The sequence below is a fragment of the Sinomonas albida genome (assembly GCF_004919045.1).
In the GTDB taxonomy this organism is placed as follows: Bacteria; Actinomycetota; Actinomycetes; order Actinomycetales; family Micrococcaceae; genus Sinomonas; species Sinomonas albida.
The window spans coordinates 160,057-178,414 of the sequence record NZ_SWDW01000001.1 but is presented as its reverse complement, the minus strand read 5'-3'; the positions used below and the strand labels follow the sequence as shown (position 1 = coordinate 178,414).

Here is an 18,358-nt window from a genome sequence, read left to right as displayed (position 1 = left end):
CGGGCCTCTAACCGCCCAGCCTCTGAGCGCCCAGCCTCGGAGCGCGAGGCTTCTGAGTGCAGGCTGCTACTGCACCGCCAGATGGGTCGGCGCGAACATCTTCAGAAGCGTCTCGACTACGACGACGTTGGGGCCGTCCGCGGCGAAGCCCGCCTCGAGCGCCTCCCGCACCTGCTCCGGCGCGACCCTGCGAGCGGGAACTCCGAACGATTCCGCGAGCTTGACGAAGTCCGGACGGGCGAGCTCGGTCGCGGTGGCCTGGCCGAACGCGCCGACCATGTATTCGCGCAGGATCCCGTAGCCGCCGTCGTCGACAATGAGCCACGTGACCGGCACGTTGTGCTGCTTCGCGGTGGCGAGCTCGCTGATCGAATACATCGCCGAGCCGTCGCCGGAGACGGCGAGGACCCGCGAGGGCTTCCCGATCGTCTCGAGCCCCACGGCCCCGCCGATGGCGGACGGGAAGCCGAAGCCGAGCCCGCCGGCGCCCTGCGCCGAGTGGAACTGGCCCGCGCGCGAATCCCAGCAGCTCCAGCCCCAGTACGCGGCGATGGTCATGTCCCAGAACGTCTGCATCGCGTCCGGAACGGCGGCGCGGATGTCCGCCATGAAGCGGAGCTCCTTGCCCAGGTCCTGCGCCTCGAGGCGCTCGCGGACCGCAGCGAGGGAATCCGCGACGAGGGCCTCGGGCGTCCTGCCGTGCCAGTCCGGCGAGAGCGGCTTGCCGCCCATGGCGGTCTCGAGGGATTCCTCGAGCGCCGTGAGCGCCTGCCCCGCGTCGGCGCGGATCCCGAGGCCGGGCCGGTTCGACTCGAGGACGCGCGGCTCGGCATCGATCTGGAGGATCCGGCCGCGCGGCTCGAACGTGAAGTAGTTCGACGTCACCTCGCCGAGCGAGGAGCCAACGACCACGAGCACGTCCGCGTCTTCGAGCACGTCCGTCATGTGCCGGTCCTCGACCCACGACTGGAGCGACAGCGGGTGCGTCCAGGGGAACGCGCCATTGCCGCCCGGGGTGCAGATCACGGGGGCGCGGAGCAGCTCCGCGATCGCCAGAAGCTGCTTCTCTGCGTGGCCTCGGCGCGTTCCGCCTCCCGCGATGATGGCGGGGCGCTGGGCGCCGGCGAGCCACTTGACGGCCTCGCGGACGAGCTCGACGCGCGGCGGGTTGTCCGCGGCGACCGCGAGCGCGTCCTCGACCGGCGGAACCACAATCGGGTCGAGCAGGACGTTCTGCGGGATCTCGACCCACACGGGTCCCTGCGGGGACGAGATCGCGTCCGTCCACGCGTCCTGGATCGCCGACGGGATGCCGGACGCATGCTGGATGAGCCGCTGGCTCTTCGTGACGTTGGCCGCCGACGCCTTCTGGTCGTCAAGCTGGTGCAGCATGCCCTTGCGCCGCGCGCCGAGGCCCTCGAGCGGGATCTGGCTCGCGATCACGACCATCGGGACGCCGGTCGCATAGGCCTCCTGAAGCCCCGCGAGCGAGGTCAGCGCGCCGGGACCGGTGGAAAGGAAGAGGACACCGACCTCGCCCGTCGCGCGGGAGTAGCCGTCCGCCTCGAACGCGGAGTTGTTCTCGACGCGGCTCGAGACGAACTTGAGGTGTCCGCGGCCCATGGCGTCGAACAGGCCGAGCGCGTGCTGCCCCGGGATGCCGAAAACGGTCTTCGCGCCGAGCGCCTCGAGCGTCTCGACCACGAGGTCGCCGCCGTTGCGCTGGTGATCCGCGGCCGTTGCCGCCGCCGCTGTGTTCATCGGGCGGCCTCCACTGCCGTCGTCTGGTCGCCCCCAGAGGGACCGCCACCCGCCGTCGTCCGCTGGTCCTCGGAGCCGCCGCGCGCCGTCGTCCGGCTTTCCTCGGGTGCGCCGCCGCGGCGGGGCTGCTCGCTCAGGAGCGAGACGAGGTCGTACGCTACGTGGCTCGCGGCGATGCCCGTGAGCTCGGCGTGGTCGTACGCCGGGGAGACCTCGACGACGTCCGCGCCCACGAGGTTGAGCCCGCGGAGGCCGCGGATGATCTCGAGGAGCTCGCGGCTCGTGATGCCGCCGGCTTCCGGCGTGCCCGTGCCCGGGGCGTGCGCGGGGTCGAGGACGTCGATATCCACAGAGATATAGAGGGGACGCCCGCCGATGCGGTCGCGCAGCTTCGCCACGACCTCGCGGACGCCCTGGTAGTACACGTCGGAGGACGTGACGATCCCGAAGCCGAAGCGCCTGTCGTCCTCGAGGTCCTTCTTGCCGTACAGCGGGCCTCGCGTGCCGACGTGGCTCAGCGCGTCGGTGTCCAGGATGCCCTCCTCGACGGCCCGCCGGAACGGGGTGCCGTGGGTGTATTCGGCGCCGAAGTACGTGTCCCAGGTGTCGAGATGGGCGTCGAAGTGGAGGAGTGCGACCGGGCCGCCCGCGCGCTCGGCGGCCGCGCGGAGCAGCGGGAGCGCGATCGTGTGGTCGCCGCCGAGCGTGAGGAGGCGCGTGCCGCCTGCGGTCAGGTCAAGCGCGTCCTGCTGGATCGCCTCGATGGCCTCGTGGATGTTGAACGGGTTCACGGCCATGTCCCCCGCGTCGGCGACCTGCGCCTCGGCGAACGGCGAGAGGTCGAGCGCGGGGTTGTACGGGCGGAGCAGTCGGCTCGCCTCGCGCAGGTGGTTCGCGCCGAAGCGCGCGCCGGGACGGTAGGAGACGCCCGAATCGAACGGGACGCCCACGATCGCGACATCGGCGTGCGCGACCTGGTCGAGCCGCGGGAGGCGGGCGAACGTCGCGGCGCCCGCGAAGCGCGGAATGCGGGAGGAATCGATGGGGCCGAGCCGGCCGTTGTCCTCGATCCGGAGCTCTTTCAAGGGGCTGACCTCCGTAGGCTGGTTCTGTTGTGATTCAGGCTACCGCAAAGTTTCCTGTCATGCACCTAAAGTTTCCGAGAAGAGAGGCGAGGACGACGACGGCGGCGCTCGCCTGAGCGCGCTCGGTGTGGTGTGATCGTGGTGTGATCGTGGTGTGAGGAGGCCGACACGGGCTGTTAAGGATGCATCAAGAATCAGGGCCTTCCGAGACTCCGCGACTACTCTCCCTGCAGGACTTCGCACAGATCAGGGAACAATGACTACTCTCACTCGGCCGCCGGCTGAACCGTCGGACCGCAACAAGCGCACCAACCACGGCTTCCGCCGTTGGCTCCTCGAGGGCCTACCCGAGGTCTCGGGGCAGCGGCAGGGGCCGCACGGCGTTCCGCAGGAGCACCACAAGGCACAGTCGTGGTGGAAGGTCATGTGCCTCACGGGTGTCGACTACTTCTCGACCCTCGGCTACCAGCCCGCCATCGCCGCCGTCGCCGCGGGCCTGCTCTCGCCGATGGCGACGATCATCCTCGTCGCCGTGACGCTCGTCGGCGCGCTACCGGTGTACCGGCGCGTGGCGAAGGAGAGCCACCGCGGCGAGGGCTCGATCGCCATGCTCGAGCGGCTCATGCCGCGGTGGACGGGCAAGCTCTTCGTCCTCGCACTCCTGGGCTTCGCGGCGACCGACTTCATGATCACCATGACGCTCTCCGCCGCCGACGCGAGCGCCCACCTCATCGAGAACCCGTTCGTGCCGGAGGCCCTCCACGGCCAGCAGGTGATCATCACCCTCGTGCTCCTCTCGGCGCTCGGCATCGTGTTCCTCCGCGGGTTCCGCGAGGCGATCAACGTCGCGGTGGTGCTCGTGGGCGTGTACCTCGTGCTCAACGCGGTTGTCGTGGTGGTCGGCTTCGGGCACCTGTTCGGCGAGGGCTTCGCGGTGGTCGACTGGTGGAAGGCCCTCACCGCCGAGCACAGCGACCCGTGGATGATGATCGGGATCTCCCTCCTCGTGTTCCCGAAGCTCGCACTGGGCCTCTCCGGCTTCGAGACGGGCGTCGCGGTCATGCCGCAGATCAAGGGCGATCCGAGCGACACCGAGGAATACCCGGCCGGGCGCATCCGGGGGGCGCACCGCCTGCTCACCACCGCCGCGTCGATCATGTCCGCGTTCCTCATCACGACGAGCTTCATGACCGTGGTGCTCATCCCCCAAGCGGAGTTCCAGAGCGGCGGAAAGGCCGACGGCCGTGCCCTCGCGTACCTCGCGCACCAGTTCCTGGGCGATGGCTTCGGCACCGTGTACGACATCTCCACGATCGCCATCCTGTGGTTCGCCGGGGCGTCCGCCCTGGCCGGCCTGCTGAACCTCGTGCCCCGCTACCTCCCGCGCTACGGCATGGCGCCCGGATGGGCGCGCGCCGTCCGCCCGCTCACCCTCGTCTTCACGGCGATCGGGTTCCTCATCACGCTGGTCTTCGACGCGAACGTGGACGCCCAGGGCGGCGCGTACGCGACCGGCGTCCTGGTGCTCATGACCTCGGCGGCCATCGCCGTGACGCTCTCGGCGTGGCGCAAGAGGCAACGCGGGCTCACGTGGGCGTTCGGCGTCATCAGCGCCGTGTTCCTCTACACGACCGTGGCCAACTCGCTCGAGCGCCCCGATGGCATCCGGATCGCGGCTCTCTTCATCCTCGGCATCATCGTGGTGAGCTTCGCGTCCCGCGTGCGGCGGTCCTTCGAGCTCCGCGCCACCCTCGTGCGGCTCGACGAGCAGGCGCTCGAGTTCCTCGCCGAGGTGGAGCAAGGCCCGATCCGCCTCATCGCGCACGAGCCCCAGCGCCTCGACTCCGAGCGGTACCGCAGCAAGCTCGAACACGCCCGTGCGGCGAACCACCTGCCCGAGGACGCGGACATCCTGTTCATCGAGGTCGTGGTGGGCGACAGCTCGGAGTTCGAGCAGGAGCTCGATGTGCACGGTGTGAAGCGCCACGGCTTCAAGGTGCTCGAGGTCCACTCGAACAACGTCCCCAACACGCTCGCGGCGATCCTCCTGCACCTGCGGAACGTGACCGGACTCATGCCGCACATCTACTTCCGCTGGACCGAGGGCAACCCGGTCACGAACCTCACGAAGTTCCTGTTCTTCGGCGAGGGCGAGATCGCTCCGGTCACGCGCGAGGTGCTGCGCGAGGCCGAGCCCCGCGTGACCGAGCGCCCCTGGGTGCACGTGGGCTGAGCCCTGCCGGTCCGCCGGCGCCCGGTCCTCCAGCGCCCGGTCCTCCGGCGCCCGGTCCTCCGGCGCCCGGTCCTCCGGCGCCCGGTCCTCCGGCGCCCGGCTGCGCTCCTGTCCGGTTGTCGCTCCTCAATCGGTTGGAGCCCCCGCGCGTCGCGGCGCCACGCCCAATCCGAGCAGATGAACCGGACAGGAGCGCAGACGTGCCGCGGGCCGCGATAGCCCTCCACAGCCACGGTTGCGGCGCGTTGTCCACATAGCCTGACGTGGGCCAGCTTCTCGCGGCATTCCATGGCCTGCTGAAGGGATGGATCCAGTTCACGTCCTCCGCTCGCTCGGTGGCGTCGCCCGGACGGCCACGCTTCTCGACGCAGGGCTCACCCGGCATGAGGTCTCCCTGCTCGCACAAAAGGTTGATCGACCGAAGCGTGGGGTTCTTGCGCTGAGGGATTGCCGGCGGGACTTCCTGACAGCCATCTTGAATAACGCCGTCCTCACGTGCGCATCGGCCGCGCAAGACTACGGCCTGTGGCTGAGGAACGTCCCCGCCACGGTTCATCTCGGCTGCGACCACGGCTATTCGAGGGGCACGAGCCGCTTGGCGAAAGTGGCGAGAACGTTCCATCGGGGGCTCCGCTACCCCAAGCACCACACCCTTCCGCTCGCCGCGATCGAAGACGTGATATTCCATGCACTCGGGTGCCTTCCCGAGAACGCCTCGATCCCACTCGTCGCGTCCGCGGTGCGTGGTCACGGCCTTCGGCCGGAACTCCTCGAGGAGGACCTGATCGCCCGGAAGTGCGGGCCGGTGTTGGGCAAACTTCGGAGGGTCGATAGCCGGGTCGAGTCGCTCCCTGAGGCGGAAGCCCTGTTGCTGCTCGCTCCTCTTGCGGCCGCCCTCGGGCTGCAAATCCAGCCTCAGGTCTTCATTCCTGGGATAGGCCGCGTCGATTTCCTCATAGGAGGATTTCTCATCATTGAAATTGACGGCGTTGCCTACCACTCCGATCGCGCGTCCGTGCGGAGGGACCGACGTCGCGACAACGCCTCCACCCTCATGGGCTACATCAAGCTGCGCTACCTGCCGGAGGAGATCTGGAACGAGCCTGAGCGTGTTGTGGCCGAGGTGGAGGCGATCCTGACGGGCCGCGTCCTCTGAGCTCCGCGGTCCTGTCCGGTTGTTACTTCCCAACCAGTCAACCGGGCGGCGTGCCGCGACATCTGGCCGTGTCGCGGGCCAAGAACCGGACAGGAGCGCGCGGTCGCCGACCCTACCGACTCGCAGCGGGCACGAGGACCCACAACAGGGTGGCCGGATCGTCCGTGGGATTGACCCACGTGTGCGGCTCGCGCCCCGGGAAGGTGAGGGTGTCCCCCGCCGACAGCTCGTAGCGGTCATTAGTCATGATGAGCTCGACCCGTCCGCGGACCACGTGAAGTACGTCCACGTCGCAATCCACGGCGTACAGCTCGGACTCGCCGGTTCCCCGCGGCTCGATCTCGGCCTGGATGATCTGCAGCCGCCGCTCAGACCGCGCAGTGAGCAACCGCTCGACGATCCCCTCGCCGCCGAGCGAGATGCGAGGGGCCTCCGTCGCGCGAGTGAGGTGCGTCTCGGGAGTTGCGAAGAGGTCGCCGATCGGAAGCGAGAGCACTTGGCAGAGGGACACAAGCGAGGCCACGCTAGGGGACGATTCATCGCGTTCAACCCTGCTGAGAAAGCCCTTCGAGAGGCCAGCCGCTTCGGCCACCTGCTCGATGGTCATGCGCTGCGACTCGCGCGCCGCACGGATTCTCGAGCCGATGGCCACGGACACGTTGCTGGGCTCTACCGGCAGGGCTTTCATGGATCGAGTTTACGACAACGGTCGATTCCTATTAGGAATCGGCGCAGAGGACGGCGACGCCGCTGAAGGCCCCACGGGCGACTCCCATGCCGGCATCGTCACAGATTGACTGTCACGTCCATCACATTTAGTCTGCTGGGCAACACCTGTTGCACCACAGGAAAATCCCCCGACCGAGAGAGCTACCATGGACGCTAGCGCGATCAACTCGGCCATCGTCATCGCCTATCTCGCAGCGATGCTGGCCTTCGGATGGTGGGGCAAGAGCCGCACCAAGAACAACAGCGACTACCTTGTGGCGGGCCGCCGCCTCGGGCCGCTCCTCTACACAGGCACCATGGCCGCCGTCGTCCTCGGCGGTGCTTCCACCGTCGGCGGCGTGGGCCTCGGCTACAAGTTCGGGATCTCGGGCATGTGGCTCGTGGTCGCGATCGGCTCCGGCGTGCTCCTCCTGAGCCTCCTGTTCGCTGGGATGATCCAGCGCCTCAAGATCTACACGGTCGCCCAGATGCTCACCCTTCGCTACGGCACGCGCTCGACGCAGACGTCGGGCATCGTCATGCTGGCCTACACCCTCATGCTCTGCGCGACGTCCACGAGCGCCTACGCGACGATCTTCGTGGTCCTGTTCGGCTGGGAGCGCTGGGTCGCGATCGCCGTGGGCGGCGCCATTGTGCTCGTCTACTCGACCATCGGCGGCATGTGGTCCATCACCCTCGCCGACCAGGTCCAGTTCGTCATCAAGACCGTGGGCGTGTTCCTGCTCATGCTCCCGTTCGTCCTCAACGCCGCGGGCGGCTTCGACGGGATCCGCCAGCGCGTGGACGCCTCGTTCTTCCAGTGGGACGGCATTGGCGTCCAGACGATCATCACGTATTTCGTGGTCTACACCCTCGGCCTCCTCATCGGTCAGGACATCTGGCAGCGCGTGTTCACGGCCAGGACGCCGGGCGTTGCCCGCTGGGGCGGCACAACGGCGGGCGTCTACTGTGTGCTCTACGGCCTGGCGGGCGCGGTCATCGGCATGGCTGCCCGCGTCGCGCTGCCCGACATCGACGTCAAGACCCTCGGCAAGGACGTCGTCTACGCGGAGGTCGCCACGCATGTCCTGCCGCTCGTCATCGGCGGCCTCGTCCTCGCCGCAGCCGTCGCAGCCATGATGTCCACCGCCTCGGGCGCCCTCATCGCCGCCGCGACCGTAGCGCGCACTGACGTGGTCCCGTTTGTCGCGAGCTGGTTCGGCCGCAAGGTCGCGGTCGAGCACGACCGCAACCCGGAAGAAGATGTGCGCGAGAACCGCTGGTGGGTCCTTGGCCTCGGCGTCGCAGCCATCATCATCGCCATCCTGGTCAAGGACGTGGTCGCGGCCCTGACCATTGCGTACGACATCCTGGTCGGCGGCCTCCTCGTCGCCATCCTCGGCGGCCTCGTCTGGAAGCGCGGCACCGGCCTCGGTGCGGCGGTCTCGATGGGCGTGGGCACGGTGGTCACCCTGGGCACCATGACCTGGCTCGAGATCCATGCCGCGGTTCCGCTGGACGGCATCTACGCGAACGAGCCGATCTACTACGGTCTTATCGCCTCGGCAGTCTCCTACATCGTGGTGTCCCTCCGGACGCCCCGAACGGACGACGCCGTCATGCTGGCCTGGGAGCGCCGGGTCGCCGGAAAGGTGGAAGAGCGGGAAGCAGTCACCACCGCCTGACGCACAAAAAGGCAACGGACGACGGCGGCGAGCGGCCTCAGCGGGAGGCTCGCCGCCGTCGTCGTTCGCTGAGGAAAGCGTCGTCGTTCGCTGAGGAAATTACGGCGAGCCGAACTCGGAAGCTGGGGTGGACCGGCCGAAAGTCCGCGGAAATACGGGCTAGAGTGCTGTGGGCAAAGGCGCCCGACGAAGATCACGCCTGCCCAGGAGCATCATGCCGACCCGCATTCCCGACGAATCCGCGCCGCCCCCGCGCGAGCGCCGCGAACCCACGCCCGCCGACTATCGGCGGTGGCGCCAGTACCTCGCCGACGAGAAGGCGGAGGCCGGGATCTATCGGGCCCTCGCGGAGCGTCGCGAGGGCGAGGAGCGGGAGATCCTGCTCGGACTCGCGGACGCGGAGGGGCGTCACGAGGCGCACTGGAAGGCCCTCCTCGGGGACCAGCTCGGCAGGCCGCGGCCGGCGTCGGTGCGCAGCCAGCTGCTCGGCTTCTTCGCCCGGCACTTGGGCTCCGTGTTCGTGCTCGCGATGGCCCAGCGCGCGGAGAGCCGTTCACCCTACGCGACTGATCCGTTCGCGACCCCCGCCATGGCCGCCGACGAGCGAATCCACGAGGAAGTGGTCCGAGGCCTCGCGATCCGCGGCCGTACGCGCCTCTCCGGCTCGTTCCGCGCGGCCGTGTTCGGCGCCAACGACGGCCTCGTGAGCAACCTCTCGCTCGTGATGGGCATGGCCGCCTCCGGGGTCTCCAGCCACGTCGTGCTGCTCTCCGGCGTCGCGGGGCTCCTCGCTGGGGCGCTCTCCATGGGCGCGGGCGAGTACATCTCCGTACGCTCCCAGCGCGAGCTGCTCTCCGCCTCGCGGCCCACGCAGATCACGCTGACCGCCGCCCCGGCCTTGGACCTCGACCAGAACGAACTCGTGCTCGTGTACAAGGCACGCGGCATGAGCCAGGCGGCGGCCGAGCACCGCGCCGCCGAGCGCCTCGGCCAGTTCACGTGCGACTGCGATCCGAGCCTGTCGCTCGATCCGGAGAGGTCGAACGAGCAGGACGAGCACGAGGCGATCGGCTCGGCTTGGCAGGCGGCCGTGAGCAGCTTCTGCTTCTTCGCCTCCGGCGCGGTCGTGCCCATCCTTCCCTTCATCTTCGGGATGGTCGGCATCCCCGCGCTGGCCGTGGCCGCGGTGCTCGTGGGGCTCGTGCTGCTGGGGACGGGCGCGATCGTGGGCCTGCTGGCCGGGGCGTCGCCGCTCTGGCGCGCCACGCGGCAGCTGCTCATCGGCTTCGGCGCGGCGGCGGTCACGTACGTGCTGGGCTGGATCTTCGGCGCGGCAGTCGGCTAGGTTCCCCTGCGGCCTTCCGGGGCCACCCCGTTGCGGGGTCCCGTCCCCCGGGTTGCGAGGTCCCGGGCCGCCTCTTGTGGGGTCCCGTCCCGCCCTTGTGGGGTCCCGTCCCGCCCCTTGTGGGGTCCCGCCCCGCCCGAGACCCCGCAACGCCCCGCCAGAGACCCCACAACGCCCCGCCAGGGACCCCGCAACTTAGGTGAGGGCGGCGACTGCGTCCTCGACTGAGTCGACGAGGTGGACGCGTCCCGCCATCCCGCGGTCGCGGGCCAGGCTCGAAAGCAGCGGCCACGCGGGCAGCTCCTCGGTCCAGTGCCGCCGGCCCACGAGCACCATGGGCGTGATGGTCTCCGGCGTGCCGTAGTAGTTCTCGCACGCGTCCTGAAAGACCTCCTGCACGGTCCCGGCCGCGCCCGGCAGGAACACGACTCCCCCGGTGCACTTCTCGAGCAGCACGGCCTCGCGCACGGCATTCGCGAAGTACTTGGCGATGTGCGTCGCGAACAGGTTCGGAGGCTCGTGCCCGTAGAACCACGTGGGGATGCCGAGGCTCGGCGCCCCGCCTGGATTGGCATCGAGGACGGCGAGCGCGGCGCGCGCCCACGCGCTCACCGACGGCCGAAAGCCGGGGACGACGGCGAGGCGCCCCAGGGCGTCGTCGAGCGCGGCCGCGGGGCTCGCCGAGAGATAGGCCCCGAGGTTCGCGGCCTCCATGGCGCCCGGCCCACCGCCCGTGGCGACCAGGAACCCAGCCGCAGCCAGGCCGCGCCCGAGGCGGGCGGCGTCGTCGTACGTCGAGCTCCCTCGCGGACCCGCGTGCCCGCCCATGACCCCCACGATCCGCCGCCCCGCGAACGGACCCTCGAGCGCGTCCTGCAGCGACTCGCCGATGTGGTGGTCGTGGAGCGCGGCGGAGAGCGCCACCTCGACGCCGGCCCGGCCCTGACGCCGCGTCCAGGCGTAGATGCGGGCATCGGGCGTCGCCTCGTACGGCTCGACTTCGACGCCTCGGTAGAGCTCGGGGCCGCTGTAGAGCGCGGGGCGGTAGGGGTCGAACGGGAGGCCCGGGAGCGCGGGGAACACGAGCGCGCCGCGCGAGCGCAGCGACTGCTCCATCCCGGGCCCGAGCGTGCAACCGAGGAACATCGCTCCGGCAGGGTCCATGGCCTTGAGCTCCGCCGACCGGCCGCGGAAGTCGATGGACTGCAGCTGCCAGCCGGCCATGCGGTGCGCGCCCGCGGCGGCAAGCTCGTCGAAGCGCTCGAGCGATTCGACCTCGAGCGTCCGCGGCATGGGGTTCAGCGCGGGCGTCGCATTCATGGGGACAGGTTAGCCGCGCTTCCATACGTTTCCCCGGACGAGTTTGACCGGACTTGGTTCGCCCGTTACCGAGAGTTAAGTGTCAGTGGAGAACCTGTCGGACGTGACTTCACCCTGCCAGTCCCACAGCGGCGACACCTCAGCCCTCACCCCGTCCCGACGGGGATTCCTGACCGCAGCGCTCACCGGCGCTGCCCTGACGCTGACTCCCATGACGTTCGCCACCGCGGACTCCGGGACCAGCAAGACCCAAACCCTGACCGGCCACCTCGAGCCGGGCGCCGCAGACTTCGTGTACCTCCCCGTGGAGATCCCGGCGGGCGTCAACAAGATCAGCGTGTCCTACAGCTACAGCCGGCCCGGCGTCCCGGCCGGCCTGCTTTCCAACTCCTGCGACATCGGCGTCTTCGATGAGAAGGGCGTCGAGCTCCAGGGGAAGGGCTTCCGCGGCTGGTCCGGCGGCTTCCGCACGGAGTTCTTCATCAGCGCGTCCGACGCGACGCCGGGATACCTCCCCGGGCCCGTGAGCAAGGGCACGTGGAACGTGATCCTCGGCCCGTACCAGGTGTCCGAGCACGGCCTCGACTACACGGTCAACGTCACGCTCGACTTCGGGCCGGACGGCGCGCCGTACCAGAAGAAGTTCCCGCCGCAGGAGATCTCCGGCCGCGGCGCAGGCTGGTACCGCGGCGACGGCCACCTCCACACCGTCTACTCCGACGGCAAGCGCACGCCCGAGGAAGTCGCCGCGGGCGCCCGAGCGGCACGCATGGACTTCATGATCTCGACCGATCACAACACACCGGCGTCCCACGCCGTGTGGGGTCCGCTCGCGGGCAATGATCTGCTCATCCTCACGGGCGAGGAGGTCACGACCCGCAACGGCCACTACCTCGCGCTCGGGCTCAAGCCGGGCGAATGGATCGACTGGCGCTACCGCGCCCGCGACAACGGCTTCGAGGAAGCAGCGGACCTCATCCACGAGTCGGGCGGCATCGTGGTGCCGGCCCACCCGTACTGCCCGTACGTGGCGTGCCGGTGGAAGTTCGGCTACGAGCAGGCGGACGCGGTCGAGGTCTGGACTGGGCCTTGGACGGTCGACGACGAATCCTCGGTCAACACGTGGGACTCGATGCTCGCCGACTCCGCACGCAAGAAGGACCGCTGGCTCCCCGCCATGGGCAACAGCGACGCCCACAGCGCCCCGCAGGTCATCGGCCTGCCGCACAACGTGGTCAACGCGGCGGCGCTTTCGCACGACGCGATCCTCGAGGGCATCCGCAACGGCCGGTCGTGGATCGCCGAATCGGCTGACGTGACCGTCGACTTCACGGTGAAGTCCGGTGGGCAGGTCGCCGGGATCGGCGAGCGGCTCCGCGTGGCCGACGACGCGCCGGTCACCGTCACGGCGGCGGTCGCCGGCGTGCCGAACGGCGTGGTGCGGTTCATCACCGACGAGGGCCAGACGCAGCAGATCACGCTCCCCGCGTCCGGCCAGGGCACGAGCACGTGGGTCACCACGCCGCGGCTCGCCGCCTACATCCGCGTCGAGGTCCGGCACCCCAAGGCGGACGGCACCTCGGGCAGCGGCACTGAGATGGGCCCGAACCTCCCGCTCGGGCCCATGGCGGCGCTCACCAACCCGATCTTCCTCGGGAAGTAGCCCACAGAGCGGACGACGGCGGTGGGTCGCCCCTTGGGTTCTAACGGTCGTTGCAACGCCTCAAGATTTGAGGAGTTGCAACGACCGTGGCGTTTTCCAGTGATAGCAGGCCGGGCAAGGCGGTATTCGGGCCTGAGGTGAAGGCCGAGTTCCGGAAGCTGATGGCGGAGTTGGGCAGTGTGACGCTCGTTTGCGCGCGAATGAGGCTGAACCGGAACACCTGCTACCGATGGGCGCGGGAGCTGGGTTTCGCCAAACGGCGTTCGGAGATGCCCAGCAGATGGCATTTCCTGCGGCTGCGGGATGAGGGGCTGAGCCGTCGGGAAGCCGGCACCCGTCTGGGCATCCACCCGACAACGGCAAAGGAGTGGGACGCCGGGGTCCGCCGCCGGAAGAACGGACGGATCTACCCCGACGGCCGGGTCATCGACTATGACTCAGGCGTGGAGACTGTGACGGTTCAAGGTGCCCGCCCTTCGCTCGCTGCTCTCGAGCATCCGATCGATCCCCGCTATCTGTCTCTGGCCGAACGGGAGAGGATCCGTGACCTGCACGCCTCGGGAGCCTCGCTGCGGGCGATCGGGACCGCGTTGGGGCGGTCCGCTTCGACGGTCTCCCGCGAGCTCAGGCGCAACAGGACCCCGGACGGGCAGTACCTGCCCTATGCGGCCCAACGGGCCGCGGTGGCGCGGCGAGTCCGCATCCGCGAGCCCAAGCTCTCCGTTCCCGGCCCGCTGCGCGAGTACGTCCAGGACAGGCTGACCCTGAGGTGGTCACCGGAGCAGATCTGCCATGCTCTGATCAAGGACTTCCCCGAGGATCCGGAGATGCGCGTGAGCCCCGAGACCATCTACCAGGCCCTCTACGTCCAGGCCCGCGGCGGCCTGCGGCGGGAGGTCGCCGCGGCCCTGCGCACGGGCAGGGCCCGGCGCCGGCCGCGCAACACCGGGCAGGAGCGGCGCCCCCGCTTCTCCGACCCGATGGTGATGATCTCCGAACGTCCTCCCGAGGCCGAGGACCGGGCTGTACCGGGGCATTGGGAAGGGGATCTCATCACCGGCGCATACAACCAGTCGGCCATCGGCACGCTGGTCGAGCGTTCCACTCGCTACGTGATGCTCCTGCACCTGCCCGAGGGGCACACGGCCGAGCAGGTCCGCGGTGCCCTTGTCGAGGCCGTGGCCGCACTGCCAGAGCACCTGCGCGGATCGCTGACCTGGGACCAGGGCAGCGAGATGGCCGCGCACAAGTCATTCACCGTCGCCACCGGCGTGCCCGTCTACTTCTGCGACCCAGCCAGCCCTTGGCAACGAGGTTCGAATGAGAACACGAACGGACTGCTGCGCCAGTACTTCCCCAAAGGTGCTGACCTGTCTGCCTACGGACCCGAGGACCTCGAGCACGTCGCCCAGCAGCTCAACGCCCGACCACGAAAGACGCTCGGCTGGAATACCCCAGCCGAGCGCCTGCGTGATCTACTAGTCCCCAATTAGCCAACCGGCGTTGCAACGACCACTTGAATCCAAGCCCCGCGCGGTGACCCACCGCCGTCGTCCTCGCCTCGCGGGAGCGGCCGCCGGGATCCCCAACTCTTCGGCCGAGTTCCCCAACTCTTCCGCCGAGTTCCCCAACTTCTGAGACTGTCGTGCCCCAGTAACCGGTTCCCGCCCGGGGGTTCAGCCGAAACATCCCTAGAAGCTGGGGAGACCGGATCAGAAACTGGGGAGGTCGGCCCCCCGCCCTCGCTCAGGCGCGCGCTGGCACCTCGACGCGCACCGGCCGGCCGGTCTCGAGGGACTCCTGCGCGGCATCCGCCACACGCGAGGCCGCGACGGCGTCCGCGGGCGTGCACAGATTGTCCCGCTCGCCGAGCACGAGCTCGATGAACGCCGCGAGCTCCGCCCGATACGCGGCGTCGAACCGCTCGGCAAACGTCTTGTGCGTCTCCCCGGCCGGGAAGGTGACGCCAGCCTCGGTCGAGCGGAGGGCCGTCTTGTCGTCGAGGCCCACCATGACGGAGGACTTGGAGCCCTGGACCTCGAGCCGCACGTCGTGCCCGGCCCCGTTGTAGCGCGTCGCGGAGACGGTGCCGACGGTGCCGTCGTCGAACGTCACGACCGCGAGCGCGGTGTCCACGTCGCCGACCGCCCCGATCGCGGGGTCGCCGTTGTTCGAGCCCTTCGCGTAGACCTCGACGATCTCGCGGCCCGTGAGCCAGCGGAGGATGTCGAAATCGTGCACCGAGCAGTCGCGGAACAGCCCGCCGGACGTCGCGATGAAGTCGTCCGACGGCGGGAACATGTCCCCCGTCATGGCGCGGAGCGAGTGGATCCAGCCGATCCCCCCGGCGTCGAACCGGCGCTTGGCCTCGAGGTAACCCTCGTCGAACCGGCGCTGGTGCCCGATCTGTACGACTCCGCCGCGCTCGGCGATGTAGTCGAGGACCGGCAGCGAGTCGGCAATCGAGCCGGCCACCGGCTTCTCGCAGAACACCGGAATACCGGCGTCGACGCCCACGCGGATGAGCTCTGGGTGGGTGGGCGTGCCCGTCGCGACGACGAGCGCGTCCACTCCGGAGGCGATGAGCCCGGCCGCCCCGCCGGACACGAAGTCGGCGCCAACCTCCGCGGCAACGTTGCCTGCATGCTGCTCCGCGACGTCCGTGAGCTTGAGCCGGAGGTCGACCCCGCGCGCGGCGAACGGCTCGCGGAGCGCGGCGATGTTGCGCGCGTGCATGACGCCGATGCGTCCGACGCCCACGAGTCCGAGGGTCACTTGATTCATCCGGGCACTCCTTTGTGACTTCCGAAGCGTCGGCTTCCAGTGCGAGACGGCTAGGAAAGATATATGGGAACGTTCCAAGGTTTCCCTTAGAGTATCCCTGTGACCGGAGCCGCGGTCAAGGTTTGTGCTGACAATGGTCCTTTGCGGGAGGAGCAGGATGGCGAGGTCCGTCACGATTCTCGACGTTGCGGCGCGCGCGGGCGTCTCCAAGTCGGCCGCTTCCCTCGCGCTCCGCGGCACGGGCTACGTGAGCGACGCGAAGCGGCGCGCGGTGCTCGAGGCCGCGGCCGAGCTCGGCTACCGCCCGAACGCCGCCGCGCGCGCCATGGGGTCCCGCCGCAGCGGGATCGTGGGCCTCATCCTCGACGACCTCCGCAACCCGTGGTTTGTCCCCGCCGTCGAGGGCCTGTCTGCGGCCCTCCACGACGCGGGGCTGCGGCCCCTCCTGGGCGACTGGCGGCTTGAGGGCTCGCCCCTTGTCGACCGCTTCCTGGAACTGCGCGTCGAGGGGATCGTGCTGGTCGGGACGCTCGACGGCGCCGAGTCGGCTCTCGCGGGCATCGCGCCCTTGCCCGCCGTCCAGGTGGGCTCGCCGCGGGCGCAGGCGGCGGGGGCGGCGGTCGTGACGAACGACGACGCCGAGGGCGCCCGCCGCGTGGTCCGTCACCTCGCGGCGTTGGGCCATCGCGACATCGCGCACCTCGGCGCGCCAGGCACCCCGGTGGGCGACGCGCGGCGGACTGGGTTCGAGGACGAGGCCCGCCGGCTCCGCGTCGCTTTCCGGAGCGTGGACGCCGGGCTCACGGAGGAGGCGGGGTACCGGGCGGGGAAGGAGGTCCTCGCGGCGGCCCATCGACCCACGGCCCTGTTCGCCGTCAACGACATGGCCGCGCTGGGTGCCTTGTCTGCGGCCGAGGACCTCGGCCTCGCCGTGCCTCGGGACCTCTCGCTCGCGGGCTACGACGATACGCCCGTGGCGCGGCTCCGCGCCGTCGGCCTCACGAGCGTGGACAACGCGAGCCGCGAGGCCGGACAGGTCGCGGCGCGGCTGCTCGCCGAGCTGATCGGCGGCGGCCCGCTTCCCGGTGCTCCGCGCGCCACCGCCGAGACCGTCCTGCTGCCCCCCGAGCTCAAGGCGCGCAGCAGCACGGCGCCGCCGCCCGCCGTCGTCCGCTGAACCCGTTGCGGGGTCCCGTGCGGCCCATTGCGGGGTCCCGTGCGGCCCGTTGCGGGGTCCCGTGCGGCCCGTTGCGGGGTCCCGTGCGGCCCGTTGCGGGGTCCCGTGCGGCCCGTTGCGGGGTCCCGTGCGGCCCGTTGCGGGGTCCCGTGCGGCCCGTTGCGGGGTCATTGTCTGACCATTGACCCCACAACGCCCCGCCAGAGACCCCGCATTTTGAGAGGCCGCGCCGCCCGCCGTCGTCCGCTAGCCGCCCGTCGGCCTCACAGGTGGAAGACCGGCTCGAAGCTCGGATCCGTGATCGCCGGGCGGCGCAACGAGAACGGCTCGATCGGGTGAGCCGTGGCCCCGTCCGTGAGCAGTTCGGCGAGGATCTTCCCCACGAGGCTCGCGAACTTGCCCGCGTGGCCCGCCCCGTTGAAGACGGCCACGTGGGGGCTGCCGGGCACGGTGTCGAGGACGAAGTCGCGGTCGGGGGCCATGTCGTACACGCAGGTCCGGTTCGCGTACACCGGCCCGACGGCGCCCGGCAGGTACTGCTCGAGAAAGCCGCGCAGGAGGCCAGCCTCGGCGTCGTCGCCCTCGAAGACCCGCTCATCGCTCGCGATGAACCGGCCACGCATGTCCCGCGCGAGCTTCACGGCCGGCTCGCCGTACACCGGGAAACCGTAGAACGCCGTCTCGCCGTGGAAGATCCAGCTGGGGAACTTCTGCGGCGTGAAGTCGGCGAGGCGCTGCGACGTGAAGTAGCTGACCTGCTCCTGCGAGAGCGTGAGACGGTAGTCCAGCCCGAGGTCCGGCATGAGGTGTCCCAGCCACGATCCCGCGGCGACCACGAGGTTGTCGGCGTCGAAGTCGCCGCGCTCGGTTCGCACCGTCACGCTGTCGGGGCGGACGACGACGCCGCTCACCTTCGTGTGCGGCAGGAACTCGACGCCGTTGGCCAGGGCGAGCGACGTATGCGCGGCGACGGATTTGCGGATGTCGATGAGCCCGCCGGCCTCCTGGTACATGCCCGTGACGTCATCGTCGATGCGCCACTGGGGGTAACGGGAGCGGATCTCGGCCGCGGCGAGGTCCTCGTAGGGGATGCGCTCGGCCGCGAGGGCGCTGCGGTAGGCGGCGAGCTCGGCGAGGCTGCTCTCCGCCGAGGTCGCGAGATCGAGGCCGCCGGTCTTCACGTACAGCTGAAGCCCCGAACGCTCCTCGACCTCTGCCCACGCCTCGAACATGGCGGGCGTGAGCTTCGTGTAGTCCGTGCTGTGGTAGGCGTGGCGGATGATCCGGGAGACGTCTCCGGAGGAGTTCAGGGTGTTCACGAGGTCGAACTGCTCGACGACGAGCACGCTCGCCCCGGGCCGCCGCGAAAGCCAGTACGCCGCAGCGGAGCCGATCGCGCCGGCCCCGATCACGATGTGCGTGTAACCCATGGTTCTCCTCT

The 18,358-nt window shown here is 69.8% G+C and carries 13 protein-coding genes; 7 read left to right on the top strand and 6 right to left on the bottom strand.

The features are described 5' to 3' along the window. Positions 1-66: 66 nt before the first annotated feature. Together E6A26_RS00800 and speB are read right to left on the bottom strand one after the other, a co-directional pair. A complete protein-coding gene (locus tag E6A26_RS00800) occupies positions 67-1,761 on the bottom strand; it encodes a thiamine pyrophosphate-binding protein (protein WP_136609281.1) in 1,695 nt (564 codons plus the stop codon). Next, a complete protein-coding gene (speB, locus tag E6A26_RS00795) occupies positions 1,758-2,846 on the bottom strand; it encodes an agmatinase (protein ID WP_136609280.1) in 1,089 nt (362 codons plus the stop codon). The genes E6A26_RS00800 and speB overlap by 4 nt, the downstream gene beginning before the upstream one ends. 256 nt (positions 2,847-3,102) lie before the next feature. Between speB and E6A26_RS00790 the strand changes: the two genes are divergently transcribed. Both E6A26_RS00790 and E6A26_RS00780 read left to right on the top strand, forming a co-directional pair. Further along, complete coding sequence (locus tag E6A26_RS00790; RefSeq protein ID WP_136609279.1) at positions 3,103-5,079, top strand: APC family permease; 1,977 nt, start codon at positions 3,103-3,105, stop codon at positions 5,077-5,079. 304 nt (positions 5,080-5,383) lie between these two features. Next, positions 5,384-6,235, top strand: coding sequence for a DUF559 domain-containing protein (locus E6A26_RS00780; protein WP_136609277.1), 852 nt, complete (start codon positions 5,384-5,386; stop codon positions 6,233-6,235). Between the two features lie 112 nt (positions 6,236-6,347). Here E6A26_RS00780 and E6A26_RS00775 read toward each other — a convergent pair whose 3' ends face one another. Continuing rightward, positions 6,348-6,923: a helix-turn-helix domain-containing protein gene (locus E6A26_RS00775; RefSeq protein ID WP_136609276.1), complete on the bottom strand. Its 576-nt coding sequence runs from the start codon at positions 6,921-6,923 to the stop codon at positions 6,348-6,350. A gap of 187 nt (positions 6,924-7,110) precedes the next feature. On the opposite strand from E6A26_RS00775, the gene E6A26_RS00770 reads away from it, so the two are divergent. Continuing rightward, positions 7,111-8,628 carry a sodium:solute symporter gene (locus E6A26_RS00770; RefSeq protein ID WP_136609275.1) on the top strand — a complete coding sequence of 506 codons (1,518 nt, stop codon included), beginning with the start codon at positions 7,111-7,113 and terminating at the stop codon, positions 8,626-8,628. A 214-nt stretch (positions 8,629-8,842) separates the two neighbouring features. Next, positions 8,843-9,973 (top strand): VIT1/CCC1 transporter family protein, encoded by a 1,131-nt coding sequence (locus tag E6A26_RS00765; RefSeq protein WP_136609274.1) that lies wholly within the window; start codon positions 8,843-8,845, stop codon positions 9,971-9,973. A gap of 195 nt (positions 9,974-10,168) precedes the next feature. On the opposite strand, the gene E6A26_RS00760 is transcribed toward E6A26_RS00765, so the two are convergent. Then, positions 10,169-11,293 (bottom strand): LOG family protein, encoded by a 1,125-nt coding sequence (locus E6A26_RS00760; RefSeq protein WP_136609273.1) that lies wholly within the window; start codon positions 11,291-11,293, stop codon positions 10,169-10,171. 211 nt (positions 11,294-11,504) lie between these two features. Here E6A26_RS00760 and E6A26_RS00755 point away from each other — a divergent pair, with 211 nt between their 5' ends. Together E6A26_RS00755 and E6A26_RS00750 are read left to right on the top strand one after the other, a co-directional pair. Continuing rightward, positions 11,505-12,956 carry a CehA/McbA family metallohydrolase gene (locus E6A26_RS00755; RefSeq protein ID WP_168928640.1) on the top strand — a complete coding sequence of 484 codons (1,452 nt, stop codon included), beginning with the start codon at positions 11,505-11,507 and terminating at the stop codon, positions 12,954-12,956. Between the two features lie 311 nt (positions 12,957-13,267). Continuing rightward, entirely contained in the window at positions 13,268-14,449 is a 1,182-nt protein-coding gene (locus E6A26_RS00750) for an IS30 family transposase (protein WP_136609481.1), read from the top strand. A gap of 253 nt (positions 14,450-14,702) precedes the next feature. Here the strand turns inward: E6A26_RS00750 and E6A26_RS00745 are convergent, their stop codons facing one another. Then, a complete protein-coding gene (locus tag E6A26_RS00745; protein WP_136609272.1) occupies positions 14,703-15,740 on the bottom strand; it encodes a Gfo/Idh/MocA family oxidoreductase in 1,038 nt (345 codons plus the stop codon). Between the two features lie 157 nt (positions 15,741-15,897). Here E6A26_RS00745 and E6A26_RS00740 point away from each other — a divergent pair, with 157 nt between their 5' ends. Beyond that, entirely contained in the window at positions 15,898-16,917 is a 1,020-nt protein-coding gene (locus E6A26_RS00740) for a LacI family DNA-binding transcriptional regulator (protein ID WP_136609271.1), read from the top strand. A gap of 263 nt (positions 16,918-17,180) precedes the next feature. Here E6A26_RS00740 and solA read toward each other — a convergent pair whose 3' ends face one another. After that, entirely contained in the window at positions 17,181-18,347 is a 1,167-nt protein-coding gene (gene solA, locus E6A26_RS00735) for an N-methyl-L-tryptophan oxidase (RefSeq protein WP_168928639.1), read from the bottom strand. Positions 18,348-18,358 lie beyond the last annotated feature (11 nt).

Excerpts from the sequence above, each read along its gene's own strand:
- E6A26_RS00780 (WP_136609277.1), top strand. The coding sequence starts at position 5,384 with ATGGATCCAGTTCACGTCCTCCGCTCGCTCGGTGGCGTCGCCCGGACG.
- E6A26_RS00765 (WP_136609274.1), top strand. The coding sequence starts at position 8,843 with ATGCCGACCCGCATTCCCGACGAATCCGCGCCGCCCCCGCGCGAGCGC.
- E6A26_RS00740 (WP_136609271.1), top strand. The coding sequence starts at position 15,898 with ATGGCGAGGTCCGTCACGATTCTCGACGTTGCGGCGCGCGCGGGCGTC.
- solA (WP_168928639.1), bottom strand. The coding sequence starts at position 18,347 with ATGGGTTACACGCACATCGTGATCGGGGCCGGCGCGATCGGCTCCGCT.
- E6A26_RS00760 (WP_136609273.1), bottom strand. The coding sequence starts at position 11,293 with ATGAATGCGACGCCCGCGCTGAACCCCATGCCGCGGACGCTCGAGGTC.
- E6A26_RS00755 (WP_168928640.1), top strand. The coding sequence starts at position 11,505 with ATGACGTTCGCCACCGCGGACTCCGGGACCAGCAAGACCCAAACCCTG.
- E6A26_RS00745 (WP_136609272.1), bottom strand. The coding sequence starts at position 15,740 with ATGAATCAAGTGACCCTCGGACTCGTGGGCGTCGGACGCATCGGCGTC.
- E6A26_RS00790 (WP_136609279.1), top strand. The coding sequence starts at position 3,103 with ATGACTACTCTCACTCGGCCGCCGGCTGAACCGTCGGACCGCAACAAG.
- E6A26_RS00800 (WP_136609281.1), bottom strand. The coding sequence starts at position 1,761 with ATGAACACAGCGGCGGCGGCAACGGCCGCGGATCACCAGCGCAACGGC.
- E6A26_RS00770 (WP_136609275.1), top strand. The coding sequence starts at position 7,111 with ATGGACGCTAGCGCGATCAACTCGGCCATCGTCATCGCCTATCTCGCA.
- E6A26_RS00775 (WP_136609276.1), bottom strand. The coding sequence starts at position 6,923 with ATGAAAGCCCTGCCGGTAGAGCCCAGCAACGTGTCCGTGGCCATCGGC.